Origin of the sequence: Hyphomonas sp. (assembly GCF_037969335.1) — a bacterium.
Classification (GTDB): Bacteria; Pseudomonadota; Alphaproteobacteria; order Caulobacterales; family Hyphomonadaceae; genus Hyphomonas.
Genome location: NZ_JBBKXE010000039.1, coordinates 1 through 13377 on the forward strand (window position 1 = coordinate 1; position 13377 = coordinate 13377).

Consider the following 13377-nt stretch of genomic DNA (forward strand, 5'->3'; position numbering starts at 1 on the left):
CCGACCATGGGCGACTTGATCGCATTGTCCGACACGGCAGGCGCTGCGGGGGCGCCTGCTACAGCAGGGGCTGCAGCAGCGGCAACGGGGGCGGCAGCGACCGGCGCGGCCATGACCGCGCTTTGCATCACAGGCGCAGCGGGCTTGCTGACCCGGATTCTCAGGCCGTCATGCTCGATTTCCACTTCGCCGAGGTCCGCTTCCCGCAGGATCGCGGCCAGTTCCCGGACCAGGCCGGTGTCGAGTTTTGTCTTTGCAGTGCTCATGGGACGCTAAATATCTCCTTGGCCCGTCAGGGACTTGGCTGCCAGAAGCGCAAGCTCATAACCGTAGGCGCCGAGGCCCGCAATCGTAGCTTTTGCGACAGGCGCAACGTAATTCACTTGGCGGAAGGCTTCGCGCGCCGCCGGGTTGGACAGGTGCACTTCGATAACCGGCACTTTGCAGGCCCGGAGGGCGTCATGCAAGGCCACAGATGTATGTGTGAAGGCAGCGGCATTGAGGATGAGGACAGAGCCATCGCGAGAGGCTTCCTGGACCCAATCCACCAGTTCGCCCTCATGATTGGTCTGGCGCGCCTCTATGGGCACGCCGGCAGACAGGCTGCGCAGGCGAGCATGGATATCTTCGAGTGTTTCGTAGCCATAAATCTCCGGCTCGCGCGTACCGAGCAGATTGAGGTTTGGCCCACCGAGAACATATATCGGTTTTGACATGGGCCCCGTCTTGCTCTGGAACGCCCGGCAAGGCAAGGGGGCTTTGAACCGGAGGCGGCAGACATGCAGATCACCCTGAATGGTGAGGCAAGGCAGGTTAACCAAGGCACGACCCTTTCGATGCTGCTGGAAGAGCTGTCGGAGGCCACCGGGCGCGACCCGCGCGGCGTCGCCGTGGAGCGCAATCTGGAGATCGTGCCGAAGTCTGAACATGCCTTTACCGTGCTGGAAGAGGGTGACCGGCTGGAACTTGTACAGTTCGTCGGGGGCGGTTGACGGGGCGAGGAGTTGACGGGCGGGGTCAACGCGGCCAGATCAGCAGACATGACTGACACACCCTTGATCATCGCCGGAAAATCCTACGCGTCTCGCCTGATTGTCGGGACCGGAAAATATGCCAATTACCAGCAGAACGCCGATGCGGCGCGCGCGGCGGGCGCCGAGATTGTCACCGTGGCGCTACGCCGGGTGAACCTGTCGGACCCGAGCCAGGAAATACTGACAGATTTCGTCAAGCCGGACGAGTTCACCTACCTGCCCAACACAGCGGGCTGTTACACGGCGGACGAGGCCGTGCGGACGCTGCGCCTGGCGCGCGAGGCCGGTGGCTGGAATCTCGTGAAGCTGGAAGTGCTGGCCGACCAGAAAACACTCTATCCGAACATGCCGGAGACGCTGGAGGCGGCCAAGGCGCTGATCGCAGACGGGTTCGAAGTGATGGTCTACTGCTCGGATGACCCGGTTTACGCCAGGATGCTGGAAGATGCCGGCTGCTGCGCAATCATGCCGCTGGGCAGCCTGATCGGTTCAGGTCTCGGCATCATGAACCCGGTCAACATCCGCCTGATCGTGGAACAGACCCGCGTGCCGGTAATTGTGGACGCAGGCGTCGGCACGGCGTCGGACGCGGCGATTGCGATGGAGCTGGGTTGTGACGGCGTTCTGATGAACACCGCGATTGCCGCGGCAAAAGACCCGATCCTGATGGCGAGCGCGATGAAACATGCGGTGATCGCGGGGCGCGAGGCCTATCTCGCCGGGCGGATGCCGAAGAAAATGTACGCCGACCCGAGTTCACCCCTCGCCGGTTTGATCTAGGTGCGCGCCGCAATCATTGGCGCCGGGCCGGCCGGCCTGATGGCTGCCGAGGCGCTGACAGCTCGAGGCGTTGGTGTCGACATCTATGACGCGATGCCGAGTGTCGGGCGGAAGTTCCTGATGGCGGGCAAGAGCGGGCTGAATATCAGCCATGCCGAAGATGCGGACGTGTTCCTTTCGCGCTATCGCGGGGATGCCCGGTTGGCAGAGATGGTCAAGACGTTCGGGCCGCATGAAATCACGGAATGGATGCAGGGGCTTGGCATTGCCGCGCATACCGGTCCGACGGGTCGCGTGTTTCCGGAGATGATGAAGGCGTCGCCTTTGCTGCGGGCCTGGCTTGTCCGGTTGCAGGAGATGGGCGCCGTACTGCATCCGCGCCATCGCTGGCAGGGATGGGATGAGACAGGTGCACTCATGTTCGCCACGCCGGATGGCGCCGTGACGGCGACACCCGATGCGACAATTCTGGCGCTGGGCGGGGCGAGCTGGAAACGTCTTGGGTCTGACGGTGCATGGGCGTCCTTGCTGGCCGGCAAGGGCGTGGCGACGGCGCCGTTCGGCCCGTCGAATTGCGGGTTCCTTGTCGACTGGTCGGATCACCTGAAGGAAAAGTTCCCGGGCGATCCGGTGAAGTCCGTGCGTCTGTGGACGGACGGTGTGGGCGGGCGTCAGGAGACGCGATCTGAATTCGTGATTACAGAGCGCGGGCTTGAGAGCGGCGGCATCTACACGCTGTCGGCTGCGCTGGTGGACGCGCTGGCGCGGGACGGCAAGGCGACGCTGTTCGTGGACCTGCTGCCGGACATCGAAGATGGCGCGATTGCAGCGAAACTCGCGCGGCCGCGCGGCAAGCAGTCCATGGCCAATCATTTGCGCAAGAGCGTCAATCTGTCCGGCGTGAAGCTGGCGCTGTTGCATGAAGCGACGGGCGGGCCGCTGCCGGCTGACCCCGCGGCACTGGCAAAGCTGATCAAGGCCGTGCCGATCAAGATTACAGGCACGGCGCCGCTGGACGAGGCGATCTCGACGACAGGCGGCGTGGCGTGGAGCGCACTGGATGACCATCTCATGCTGGGCGACATGCCGGGCGTATTCTGCGCCGGGGAGATGATCGACTGGGACGCGCCGACGGGCGGCTACCTGATCACGGCCTGCCTGGCGACGGGCAAGGCCGCAGGCGCTGGGGCCACCGACTGGCTTCAGGATTCGAGCCGATAGACCTTGCGCGCCGTGCCGCTGAACATTGCGGCCTGGTCGGCCTCGGAATAGTCGGCAGCGATCTTCTTCAGTCCGTTCCACAGAACATGATAGCTGATCGATAGCCGGTCGACCGGGAAATTGCTTTCGAACATGCAGCGCTCGGGGCCAAAGCATTTGATGGCGTGGTGGTAGTAGCGCGCCTGGGCCTCGACGAATTCGTCGGATGTGGGCGGTGTGGCGCGGGTGTTCCAGCCGAAGCCATTGTCGGGCATGGCGAGGCCGCCAATCTTGGCGAAGACGTTCGGGCGCTCGGCGACGGCGGCGATATCGTCCTTCCATTTGGCGAAAATGTCTTCGCGCTTGTCGGCATAGGGGCCGACGCCGATAGGCGTGCCGAAATGATCGAGCACCATTGTCGTGTCGGGAACCGCGCTGGCAAGATCAGCGAAATCCAGAATCTGGTGGTGATAGTTCCAAGTGTCATAGGTGAAGTTGCGTTGGCCAAGGCGTGCGACGCCACGGCGGAAGTCTGTGTCGAAGTAGAGCCCCTCAGGCGCGCGGCCGGGGATCGAGAAGATGTCCTTGTTGGAGTCGAATGATCCGGCATGACGGATGCCACGGAACAGGCCGTTGGCAGCCGCGACGTGGGCGTCGAGCACCTCATCGAGGTTGGCGAGGCGCAGGTCTGCATGGGCGACAATGCCGGCAATGGTGGCCTTGTCGGGGTCGGTGGCGGAGCGGGCGGCAGCAGCGGCGACGAATTCGGTCTCGCCGAGGGGTTTCATGTGGTCCGGGCCATCCTTGCGATAGGATGAGCCGCATTCCATGAACACGGTCTGGACCACGTTATGGCCGTCTTCCGTGTCGGACCAGAGTTCCTCGAGGTCGTAGCTGAGATGAGGCTTGGGCCAGAGGTGGTGGTGCGGGTCGACGATCTCGCGATCGGGGTCAATCACGTCTTCGCGGACCTGTGCGAGCCATTCCGTATTGTTGAACATGCGTTCCTCCTGCCTTGCCGCCAGCTTCTAATGAGCTGTGCCGCCTATTCAGGCGCAATGGGACGGAGAGGCAAGGGGTGCCGTGGGGCTAGGCTTTCACCAGCCCGATCTCGCGGAGGCGTTCCATGAGATAATCTTGCGCGGTGATCGGGGGCTGGGCTTTGCCGCCTTCGGCGACGCAGCCGGGCAGGGCCTCGATCACGACATCCTGGTTGAAGTGCAGGAAGAAGGGCGTCGAGTAGCGCGGGAATTTCGCGCGCTCCGGCGATGGGTTGACGACGCGGTGCGTGGTGGAAGGCAGGACGCCAGCCGTGAGGCGCTGCAGCATGTCGCCGCAATTGATGACGAGTGCGCCCGGTGGCGGGTTGACGCTGAGCCACTCGCCGGACCGGTGCTTGACCTCAAGGCCAGCTTCCTCGGCCCCGAGCAGGAGCGTGATCACGTTGATGTCTTCATGGGCGCCGGCGCGGACCGTGCCTTCGGGCGGCGGGCTTTCCTGGGGTGGGTAATGCAGCAGGCGGAGGATGGAGTTGCCCATTTCGACCCGGTCTTCGAACCAGAGCTCATCGAGGCCAAGGTGGAGCGCAATGGCGCGCAGCAGGTCGCGTCCCATTTCGTCCAACGCGTCGAAGAGGGCGCGCGTGGCGCGGTCGAAATCGGTGACCTCGGCAACATGGGGCGTGTCGGCCATGGTCTCGCGATAGGGCGAGTTCGCGGGCAGTAGGCGGCCGGTGTGCCAGAATTCCTTGAGGTCGGCCTGGGCGCGGCCCTTGGCATTCTCGGTCGCGAAGGCGGTGTAGCCGCGCTGACCGCCGCCGGACCGACCGTCATATTTCAGCTTCTCATCATCGGGCAGGGCGAAGAAGGCTTTCGTGGCGCGCAGGTTCTCGTCGATGACGCGCTGGTCGACCGGGTGACCAGCGATGACGGCGAACCCGGTCTCGCGAAAGGAATTTCCGAGCGCTTCGGCAAAAGCAGCCTTGTCTTTGCGCCACAGCGCGTACGGGATCGGTTTGAAATATTCGGTCATGGTCTGGGTTTGCCAGATTGTCGCGAGAGCGGAAAGTAAAAATGGCTTTTGGGCTGTCAGAGGCCTCTGGGCGGGCGGGCGTTAACGGCGCGTCCCCGGACGGTAACACTCTGCCCCTTTGGGCCGTCTGGCGTTAACTATAACGCAAATGTCTGACGGCACTCTCCATACATCGCCGGACAAGGCGGGTGGTGGTTGCCAAAGCAGGACACGGGAAGGATCCCGGCGATGCGGTGGCAAGGTGAAACAGGAACAAGACAATGCCCTTTGCAGATTACGCTTTAGACCTCGCTTCAATGCTCGGACCGGATTCGGCTCCAGAGGAACTTTACCAGGCCGGCCTGGTCTATTCGACCGGCCTCAACGTGGAAGTCGACATGATTGCCGCGCACAAATGGTTCAACCTGGCCGCCCTGCGCGGTATGGAAGATGCCAAGACCCAGCGCGCCGAACTGGCCGACATGATGTCCTCCGACGAGGTCAAGCAGGCCCTCCAGTCAGCCCGTGAATGGCTCAAACTGATGAACTAGGCTTTCGCGGCTCGCCCGGACGCTGATGCTCCTGTCCGGGCGCCGTTGTTAAGCTTAATGAAATATCAAACGGCAGCGTGCGAGTTTGATTCCTTACGCGCTGTGAGGAGCCGCAACCGACATGCCTTTGAACGAGGCCCCCAACCGAGATCCGGCGAAAGACGGCATAGCGCGGGCATCCGCATCGCGGCCACGGCTTGGGGCAGCGGACCTGATTGTGCAGTTCTGGCGGGCAAAGTGGCTGATGCTGCTGGTGTTCGTGCCGGTGTTCGCACTCGGTCTCGCGGCGGCGATATCGCGACCTGACCAGTTTGAATCGCGTTCCCGCCTGATCGTGTCTTCGGGCAGCGGCGCCAGTCATGACGATCTCGTCCAGCCCGAGCTGGAATTCCTGCGCAGTCCGGTGATTGTTGCCCGAGTGCTCGACCGTTTTCCGATGTCGCGCCTGTATCCGGCGCTCAACCAATCCTGTGAAATCAGGAGCCGCGCCGTACGTGGGGACGCCGAAGGGCTTCGTCGCCTCGCAGCGGACTGTCGCCAGATGGGTGCCGAGGCGATGGAGCGGGACTTCAATGTATGGGCGTCGTCGAGGGCGCCCGTCATCACGGCAACTTTCAGGAATGGAGACGCGGAAACTTCCGCGGAAGTCCTCAATGCGCTTGTCGGCGCCTATCTTGCCTATCGCTCGCAAGTGCTGGCGCAGCCGCAGGCCACCAGGCCGCCGGTCGACCGGACGGAACTGGAGGCCCGGCTGCTGGAATCTGAAGCCGCAGTCGGCGGCTTCCTGGAGGCGCAGGGCATCAGCAATTTTGAAGCGGAGCGCGATACCGTGCAGGCGCTCTACCAGGCAGCCAGTGAAGACCTGCTTGAAACGGATTCCCGTCTTCAGCAGGTCGAGAGCCAGCTTGGCGCCTATCGCGGGCAGATCAGGGCGATCCGCCCGCAACAACGCCTCTTCGTTGAGGACTCGACCGAGCAGACGCTGATCGACATGAAGCTCGAACGCGAAGCGCTTCTGGTCAATCATTTGCCGGGGTCTGCTGTGGTGCAGGATATGGACCGGCGCATAGCCCGGGCCGAAACCTTTATCGATACGCTGGACCGACCTGTTGGTACGGTGCGGACGGGGCCGAACCCGCGCTATGAACAGATGCTGTCGGTTATTGGCGACCTGCAGGCTGAGGCGGCTTCGCTGAAAGACCAGCAAGCCGCCCTCGCAAGGCAGATCGCCGGGTTCGAGGCGCGTCAGGCGCGCCTCACCGGCCTCTCGCCACGCTACAAGGAACTGATGCGCAAGCGGGACTTGCTGGAACGTGACCTGATGTCGGAGGTGAGGCAGGATGTGGACGCCAGTGTGAGCCGCTTCGACGGCATCCGCGTGCTTGAGCCCGCCAGCGTGCCGGTGCGGCCGACCGCGACGCGGTCAGTGGTGGCGGTGCTCGCCTTTCTGCTGGCCTGTTTCGCCGCGATTGTTGCCGGGCTGTTGAAGGCGCTGACCCGCACAGGTTTTGCCACGCGGCGCTCGGTTGAGCGAACGCTGGACCTACCCGTGCTCGCGACTGTCGGGGAGGCCTGAGCGAGGATGCGCGACCTGAGGCCGGACCTGGCGACACTGTGGAGCGTTGCCTCGCGCCTGAGGCCGCAGCAGGGCGCCCGTGCCGTGATGTTTGTCGCGGCGCGCAGCGGCGAGGGCACCAGCAGCATGGCGGCCTCGTTCGCCCTGATGGCAGCCGAGCATGCCGAACGGACGGCCTGGCTGGTCGATCTCGCGCTGGCAAAGAATGAGGCCTATGACGCGTTTGATGCGGGCTTTGCGAGCGGAGTGGCGCGCCCCGGCCGGGCGTATGATGCGTCACTCGGATGTGCGCCCATGTATGAATTGATGCCCGCAAGCCGTGGCGGGACGGCGAAACTGTTGACGGCACACCCCGTGACCGGGACGCGACTGCTGGTGACGCGGTTCCGCACGGAGCGACTGGCGCATGGCCAGGTGGTGCGCCTGCGCTCGCAGCCTGGCTGGTGGCAGGCGCTGCGCCGGTCCACCGACTGGATCATCGTTGATGCGCCGGCGCTGGACCGGTCGGACGCAGCACTGGATGTGGCGCGTGAAGCCGACGGCGTCGTGCTGGTTGTGCAGGCTGAATCGACCGGCGCCGAGGAGGTGGCCAATGCACAGCTCGCCGTCGAACGGCGTGGCGGGTACGTCATCGGCGTCGTGCTGAACCGCATGCGGGCCGATGCGCGATTTGCCGGACGGATCGCAAGCTAGGACAAGGCTTGCGACTGGCGCAGTGCATTTGCGTCCTGTAGTCAGGTGCGGAGCCACAAGGACCGTCCCATTGCCTGCTGCAGACCCGATTGATGGCGAATACGATTATATTGTTATCGGCGCCGGGTCGGCTGGATGCGTTGTCGCCAACCGACTGACCGCGGACCCGCGCAAACGTGTGCTGCTGCTGGAAGCGGGTGGACGCGACAACTGGCTGTGGTTCCATATTCCGGTCGGCTACCTTTTCGCCATCGGCAATCCACGATCCGACTGGATGTTCGAGACGGTTGCGCAAGCCGGGCTGAACGGACGCAAGCTGTCCTATCCGAGGGGCAAGGTGCTGGGCGGCTCGTCGGCGATCAACGCGATGATTTCCATGCGCGGGCAGGCGGCGGACTATGACCATTGGCGCGATCTCGGCTTGCCGGGATGGGGCTGGTCGGATGTCTTACCGGTGTTCAAGCGGATCGAGGACCACTTTCTTGGCGAAACCGAGCACCATGGTGCGGGCGGCGAGTGGCGCGTCGAATACCCACGCGTGCGCTGGGACATACTCGACGCTGTCAGCGATGCGGCTGGCGAGATGGGTGTTCCGGTAACGGAGGATTTCAATACGGGTGACAATGAGGGGGTCGGGTATTTCCACGTCAACCAGAAGCGGGGCCTGCGTTGGTCGGCGGCGCGGGGCTTCCTGAAGCCGGCATCGCGGCGCATCAACCTGCGGACCGAAACCGGCTGTTTAGTTGATCGACTTGTTATCGAGGACGGGCGCGCTGCGGGCGTTGAATATTTGCAAAACGGTCAGCGCCGACAGGCCGCGGCCAAGGGCGAAGTGATCCTCTGCGCCGGGGCGGTCGGGTCGGTGCAGACACTGCATCGCTCTGGCATCGGACCTGCTGACTGGCTGAAGGCGGCGGGCATCACCCCTGTGATTGACCGCCAGGGCGTGGGCCGGAACCTGCAGGACCATTTGCAGCAACGGGCGATCTTTCGCGTGTCGGGCACGCGGACGCTCAATGAGACCTATCATTCCCTGGCTGGCCGGATGGGCATGGGGCTGGACTATGCGGTGCGGCGGCGCGGGGCGCTGACAATGGCGCCATCGCAGCTGGGCATCTTTGCGCGGTCGGATGCGGGGCAGGACAGGGCCAACCTGGAATTCCACATCCAGCCGCTGTCGCTCGACAAGTTCGGCGACCCGCTGCACCGGTTTCCGGCAATCACGGCGAGTGCCTGCAATCTGCGGCCCACATCGCGCGGCGAGGTGAGGATCGAGTCGGCGGCGCTGGACGCCAAGCCCCTTATCAATCCGAACTATCTTGCGACCGAGACTGACCGGGCCGTGGCGGCGGATGCCATTCGGATGACCCGGCGTCTGATGGCGCAAGCTGCGCTGGTTCCCTTCCATCCGGACGAGATGTTGCCGGGATCGGGCGTTGGGGATGATGATGTGTCGCTTGCGAAGGCGGCGGGCGATATCGGTACGACGATCTTCCATCCGGTCGGGACAGCACGGATGGGGCGGGCCGATGACCCGCTGGCCGTCGTCGACATGGACCTAAAAGTGCTTGGTGTCGCCGGGCTGCGCGTGATCGATGCCTCGGTGATGCCGACAATCGTGTCAGGAAACACGAATACGCCGACCATCATGATCGCCGACAAGGTGTCGCGGGACATGGTGGCGGGTCGGTCGTGAATCGCGCCTAGCGGAAGCAGTCGGCAACCTTTGCCAGCCAGCGCCTGACCTCGTCGCCCTGTTCATCCATCGAATTGCCGTGGCGGACGAGGATGAGGTCGAGCTCCGGCACGAGCACGGTGTACTGCCCCTGATAACCATTGGCCGAGAAACTGCCGGGACCGCACATGCCGAGCCACCAATGGGCGCCGTAGCCGAGTGGTTCGGTGGGCGGCGTGTTTGTTGGCGTGCGGGCATAGTCGACCCAGCCTTTGGGCAGGATGCGCTGGCCGTCCCAAACACCATCGCGCATGTAGAGCAGGCCGAAGCGGGCGAAGTCGCGCGCGGTGGCGTAGCAGAAGGACGAGCCGATGAAGGTGCCCTGCGCGTCAAATTTCGGTAGCGCCGACTGAACACCGATCGGCGCGAACAGCTCACGGAACATCCACGACCGGAAATCGTCACCTGACCTGCCAAGCGCGCGGGCGGCGCAGCGGGCGACGATATTGCTGGTGCCGCTGGCATAACTCCAGGCGCTGCCGGGTTCATGCACGAGCGGGAAGTTCGCGGCGAAGCCGGCCACGTCGTCCTTGCCGCCGCCGAACAGCATTTCGATCACGTCCGATACGCCGGCATCGACATAGTCTTCCGCAAATTTCAGGCCGCTCGACATGCGCAGCAGCTGGTCGAGCGTGATGTGGCGGCGTGGGTCGTTGGCTCCCTGCCATTCGGGCACGTCGGCTGGCGCATGGACGTCGATCAGGCCTTCCCGCGTGAGGATACCGATTAGGGCATGCGTGATGCTCTTTGCTTCCGACCAGGAGGGATACGTGTCGCTGGCCGTATATTCGCGCCAATAGCGCTCGCTGACGATGCGCCCGCCTTGCACCGCGAGGAAAGCATGGGTTTCGCCCATCACCTCAGGCGCGGGGTCGTTGAAGGCGAGGTCCAGCAGTCTGTTCAGGTTGGCTGAATCGACGTCGCCAGATGGCGGGGCTTCCGGCCAGTCCGACGTCGGCCAAGGCGTGTCGGTCGGCTGGGACGGCAGGGGTGAGAGAGAACGGGATGAGGTCATGTCGGGGCAACCGCCTTGAATTCATGGAACATGGGCACGTATTGAACGTGTGCCTCGCGCAAGTGGACAGGTCTGGCGGCGTTTCGTCAACGGTTCCGGGAGTCGTGTGAAACAGGAATGCCACGGTGACGCAGGGTGACTCGATCAAAAACGACCGGGCTGTCGTACCGGCGACCTGCAACCTGCTGCCCACTCGCTCCAATCCCATCCTGAAGGGACTGACGGGCACATCGTCGCCCCTTAACGGATACTGGTGGCCGAACATGTGGGGCTCGCTGGGTGAGATGTTTCCGAACCAGATTCGCGGGTCCAGGCTTGCGGTCGCTGGCCCTTCCGGAACTCAGTTTCGCTGTGTGAGACTTTCCCGCTCGACGATCTGGATCGTGTCAATCGTCACATGAGCTGGCTCTCCGCGCCAGTCGGCACTGGTGATGTCGGAGATCATGTCGACCGCGGTCTGCGCCATTTCGGCGATTGGCTGCTTCACGGTAGTCAGTCGTGGCCAGATCGCAGCGGCGATAGCAGTATCATCAAATCCGACAATCGACAGTCCTGACGGAACCTTCACGCCGCGCCGCTGGGCGCCTGCAATGAGGCCGGCGGCCATATCGTCGTTACTGGCGAAGACGGCCGTGGGAGGCGCGTCGACGTCCAGCACCTTGTTGGCAAGTTGCATACCGGATTTGAAGGTGAAGTCGCCTTCGAAGATCAGTTCCTTGTCGACCGAAATGCCATGCGCCTTCAGCGCCTTTTCATAACCGACCTGGCGCTGGGGAGATGATGGATGCTCGCGCGGCCCGCGAATGAAGCCGATCCGCTTGTGACCCTTTTCGATCAGAAGTTCGGTCATTGCGAAGGCCGCGGCAGTATCGTCGAAGGCGACGCTCGAATGATTGGACTGCGGGTCGCGAAAACTCAGGGCGACAACCGGAATCCCCATATCCTGCATCAGTTTCAGCAGCGCCTGGTTGCTACTGAGCGGCGGCGCGAGGATCAAGCCGTCAAGGCGGATGGAGCTCAGGCGTTTGACTATCACCGAATCGTCGAGCACGCCTTCAATGTCCGAAAGGTCTTCAATAACCAGATGATGCCCGAGATTGCGGCACTCTTTCAGTGCGCTGACCAAGAGGGCGCTGAGATAGCTCGGACTCGGGTTGTAATAGGCCAGCCCGATCAGTTTGGATTTGCCGCCAGCCAGGCCGCGCGCCATCAGGTTTGGTCGGTAATTGAGCGTTGCAATCGCCGCTTCAACCCGCAGGCGCGTCGATTCCTTGACGAGCTTCTGCTTGTTCAGCACCCGTGAAACGGTCATCTGGGATACGCCGGCTTCTTCGGCGACTTCCTTGATTGTAATCGGTTGGCGCTTACTCACTGATATTCTATCCACTCAATGTTAAAGTATTGGAGGCTTCAGCCTCTAACTATCCAAACACAATGTTGGCAAGGTTCTTCTCACGGTAGGTGCATAAGTATGAAGCAACGGACCCGGCCTGAGACAGGCAATCGCCCAACATTAAAGCGCCTGCCGGCGAGCTGCCCCCCCAGAATGGGTCGGCGAGAGATGAGCGCATCGCCTTGGCCTTGTAGTCCTTGTTATACAATGTCGGGCGTTTCAGGACATCGTCGGCGCGCGGAAGGAAGATCTGCAGCCAGCTCTGGTCGTCGACCATGCCCCAGATGAGCACTTCCTTGAGCTCCGGATATGCCAGCATCATGTCGAAATAGTCCCGTGTGTATAGCTTGCAATGAGCTGGTCGCGATTGGCCATGTCCGAGTTGAGCCTTGTATCGTTCACGTCAAACTCGGTGATGTAGATTTCGAGTCCCATGCCGACGACTTCCTCGCAGAACGCGATCCAGTTGCGCTGCTTGTCGCGGGTGAATTCATTCGGCATTTCGTAATTGGAATGGCTCTGGATGCCGACGCCATCGAGGGGAACGCCCCGCGTCGCACGGATACGAACTCGCGCTCGACCCGGCGCGAGGCGGACGGATCGTCTCTGCGACGTATGCGGGGTTGGACGTGCTGCGACCGCAACCTGCGTCCGGCGCTGCCAGCGCCCTCGAGTCGGCCAGTTTCCCGCTCGTGCCCTTCTCCAACCGGATCCGCAATGGCGCGTTCATGCACCTCGGTCAGCGCTACCAGCTCGGCAAGAACTGGGACGGCGACGCAAACGCCATCCATGGCGAGGGCTGGCTGCGGTCCTGGGAGATCGTCGAGGCGACCGGCGTCCGCACCCTGCTGCGCCTGCGTGGCACCGAATGGTGGCCATGGGCCTATGAATGCCTGCAAGAGGTCACATTGGGTGAGAACGGGCTCACCCTGAGCCTTGAGTCTCCTGAATCAAGATACAAGCCCGATGCTTGCCGGGCTTGGCTTCCATCCTAATAATCCGTGTACCAATCAAATGACGCTCCGGTTCGACGCCGCCAGCACCGAGCAGCCCATGGGACAGGGCCCTCTGGTTTCCCAACCAATCGATGCCGCGACCAGCTTTGCGAGCCCACGTCCAGTATCGGGAACCGAGCTCGATCACTGCTATGCGGGCTGGCAAGGATCTGCCACGATCATCCAGCCGGAGACCGGCCTGCAGGTTTTGGTGACGTCGCTCCGGGGGGCGCAACATTGCGTGGTCTATACGCCGGCCGATGAGCCCTATTTCTGCGTCGAACCGGTCTCACACCTGACCGGCGCTTTCGAAGCAGCCGGTCCCGCCGCTGCCGGGCTGGAACTGTTGCAGCCTGGAGAAGCACTGGACCTCGCCATTTCCATTGAGGCCAGAC

At 63.0% G+C, this 13377-nt stretch carries 16 protein-coding genes and 1 pseudogene; 9 read left to right on the forward strand and 8 right to left on the reverse strand.

Going from position 1 to position 13377, the window contains the following annotated elements; genetic code table 11:
• Together AADA04_RS02655 and AADA04_RS02660 are read right to left on the reverse strand one after the other, a co-directional pair.
• Window positions 1-266: pseudogene (locus AADA04_RS02655) on the reverse strand (acetyl-CoA carboxylase, biotin carboxyl carrier protein); the annotation flags it as partial.
• 6 nt (window positions 267-272) lie between these two features.
• A complete protein-coding gene (locus AADA04_RS02660; RefSeq protein ID WP_340691686.1) occupies window positions 273-716 on the reverse strand; it encodes a type II 3-dehydroquinate dehydratase in 444 nt (147 codons plus the stop codon).
• A 63-nt stretch (window positions 717-779) separates the two neighbouring features.
• Here AADA04_RS02660 and thiS point away from each other — a divergent pair, with 63 nt between their 5' ends.
• Genes thiS through AADA04_RS02675 form a run of 3 tightly spaced genes read left to right on the forward strand, consistent with a single transcriptional unit; the run spans window position 780 to window position 3035 of the window.
• Window positions 780-992 (forward strand): sulfur carrier protein ThiS, encoded by a 213-nt coding sequence (gene thiS / locus AADA04_RS02665; RefSeq protein ID WP_340691687.1) that lies wholly within the window; start codon window positions 780-782, stop codon window positions 990-992.
• A gap of 48 nt (window positions 993-1040) precedes the next feature.
• On the forward strand, window positions 1041-1814 hold the full coding sequence (locus AADA04_RS02670; protein ID WP_340691688.1) for a thiazole synthase: 774 nt from the start codon (window positions 1041-1043) through the stop codon (window positions 1812-1814).
• Entirely contained in the window at window positions 1815-3035 is a 1221-nt protein-coding gene (locus AADA04_RS02675; RefSeq protein ID WP_340691689.1) for a TIGR03862 family flavoprotein, read from the forward strand. It abuts the gene before it with no gap.
• Here AADA04_RS02675 and AADA04_RS02680 read toward each other — a convergent pair.
• Together AADA04_RS02680 and AADA04_RS02685 are read right to left on the reverse strand one after the other, a co-directional pair.
• A complete protein-coding gene (locus AADA04_RS02680) occupies window positions 3017-4015 on the reverse strand; it encodes an amidohydrolase family protein (protein ID WP_340691690.1) in 999 nt (332 codons plus the stop codon). The two genes, AADA04_RS02675 and AADA04_RS02680, sit on opposite strands and share 19 nt — an antisense overlap.
• An 88-nt stretch (window positions 4016-4103) precedes the next feature.
• Window positions 4104-5045 (reverse strand): 2-oxoglutarate and iron-dependent oxygenase domain-containing protein, encoded by a 942-nt coding sequence (locus AADA04_RS02685; protein WP_340691691.1) that lies wholly within the window; start codon window positions 5043-5045, stop codon window positions 4104-4106.
• 260 nt (window positions 5046-5305) lie between these two features.
• On the opposite strand from AADA04_RS02685, the gene AADA04_RS02690 reads away from it, so the two are divergent.
• The 4 genes from AADA04_RS02690 to AADA04_RS02705 all read left to right on the forward strand — a co-directional run bounded on the left by AADA04_RS02690 (window position 5306) and on the right by AADA04_RS02705 (window position 9540).
• Complete coding sequence (locus tag AADA04_RS02690) at window positions 5306-5575, forward strand: hypothetical protein (protein WP_340691692.1); 270 nt, start codon at window positions 5306-5308, stop codon at window positions 5573-5575.
• A gap of 121 nt (window positions 5576-5696) precedes the next feature.
• A complete protein-coding gene (locus AADA04_RS02695; protein WP_340691693.1) occupies window positions 5697-7151 on the forward strand; it encodes a hypothetical protein in 1455 nt (484 codons plus the stop codon).
• Between the two features lie 6 nt (window positions 7152-7157).
• Window positions 7158-7844 carry a hypothetical protein gene (locus AADA04_RS02700; protein WP_340691694.1) on the forward strand — a complete coding sequence of 229 codons (687 nt, stop codon included), beginning with the start codon at window positions 7158-7160 and terminating at the stop codon, window positions 7842-7844.
• A 70-nt stretch (window positions 7845-7914) separates the two neighbouring features.
• On the forward strand, window positions 7915-9540 hold the full coding sequence (locus AADA04_RS02705) for a GMC family oxidoreductase N-terminal domain-containing protein (RefSeq protein WP_340691695.1): 1626 nt from the start codon (window positions 7915-7917) through the stop codon (window positions 9538-9540).
• Between the two features lie 7 nt (window positions 9541-9547).
• Here the strand turns inward: AADA04_RS02705 and AADA04_RS02710 are convergent, their stop codons facing one another.
• The 4 genes from AADA04_RS02710 to AADA04_RS02725 form a co-directional block, all read right to left on the reverse strand.
• The gene (locus tag AADA04_RS02710; protein WP_340691696.1) at window positions 9548-10594 is read right to left on the reverse strand and encodes a serine hydrolase; all 1047 of its coding nucleotides are present in this window, start codon (window positions 10592-10594) and stop codon (window positions 9548-9550) included.
• A 340-nt stretch (window positions 10595-10934) separates the two neighbouring features.
• Window positions 10935-11966 carry a LacI family DNA-binding transcriptional regulator gene (locus AADA04_RS02715; protein WP_340691697.1) on the reverse strand — a complete coding sequence of 344 codons (1032 nt, stop codon included), beginning with the start codon at window positions 11964-11966 and terminating at the stop codon, window positions 10935-10937.
• 49 nt (window positions 11967-12015) lie between these two features.
• A complete protein-coding gene (locus AADA04_RS02720) occupies window positions 12016-12309 on the reverse strand; it encodes an endo-1,4-beta-xylanase (RefSeq protein WP_340691698.1) in 294 nt (97 codons plus the stop codon).
• Window positions 12306-12551: an endo-1,4-beta-xylanase gene (locus AADA04_RS02725; RefSeq protein WP_340691700.1), complete on the reverse strand. Its 246-nt coding sequence runs from the start codon at window positions 12549-12551 to the stop codon at window positions 12306-12308. Before AADA04_RS02725 ends, AADA04_RS02720 begins: the two co-directional genes overlap by 4 nt.
• 35 nt (window positions 12552-12586) lie before the next feature.
• Here AADA04_RS02725 and AADA04_RS02730 point away from each other — a divergent pair, with 35 nt between their 5' ends.
• Together AADA04_RS02730 and AADA04_RS02735 are read left to right on the forward strand one after the other, a co-directional pair.
• The gene (locus AADA04_RS02730; RefSeq protein WP_340691701.1) at window positions 12587-12982 is read left to right on the forward strand and encodes a hypothetical protein; all 396 of its coding nucleotides are present in this window, start codon (window positions 12587-12589) and stop codon (window positions 12980-12982) included.
• The coding region (locus tag AADA04_RS02735) for a hypothetical protein (RefSeq protein WP_340691699.1) at window positions 12954-13377 on the forward strand (424 nt) is incomplete at its 3' end. The genes AADA04_RS02730 and AADA04_RS02735, both read left to right, overlap by 29 nt.